This is a genomic window from Corallococcus llansteffanensis, from assembly GCF_003612055.1.
In the GTDB taxonomy this organism is placed as follows: domain Bacteria; phylum Myxococcota; class Myxococcia; order Myxococcales; family Myxococcaceae; genus Corallococcus; species Corallococcus llansteffanensis.
Map to the genome: position 1 here is coordinate 1 of NZ_RAWB01001140.1, position 620 is coordinate 620.

Sequence of the window (620 nt, forward strand, 5' to 3'; positions counted from 1 at the left end):
ACACGATGCCGGACGCGGCGCTGGTGGCGGTGGACGACTCCGGCGAGCCGCTCGCCGTGGAGGCGCTGCCGGACGCGCATCCGACGGTGAAGGCGTGGCGGGTGGCCCTGCGGCCGGGGACGACGGCGCGACTGACGGTGGCGCCGCCGGACTGGGACGCGCGGACGCCGTTCCGGTTCGCGGCGCTGGCGGACGTGCAGGAGGCGCTGTCGAAGGTGGGGGACATCTACACGCGGCTGAGCGAGGACCCCAGCCTGCGCTTCATCTTCTTCGCGGGGGACCTGACGGAGTACGGCACGCGCGAGCAGCTGGAGGAGTTCCAGCAGCGGCTGGAGGCCGGGTCGCGCATCCCGCTGTACGCCACGCTGGGCAACCACGAGACGTTCACGGACGACGCGCGCATCTACCAGCAGCTCGTGGGGCGGGGCAGCCAGCACTTCACCTTCCAGGGGGTGCACTTCAGCCTGGTGGACTCCGGCAGCAGCACGGTGGATCCGCTGGTGGAGGAGCAACTGGACGGGTGGCTGGAGGAGGCGCGCGACGCGGTGCACGTGGTGGCGATGCACATCCCGCCGTTGGATCCGATTGGCGTCCGGGGCGGAGGCTTCGCCGTCCGGGGC

General features: G+C 72.3%; 1 protein-coding gene. It reads left to right on the forward strand.

Annotated elements, in window-relative coordinates; all coding sequences use genetic code 11:
- The coding region (locus D7V93_RS43820; RefSeq protein WP_147451721.1) for a metallophosphoesterase family protein at window positions 1-620 on the forward strand (620 nt) is incomplete at both ends.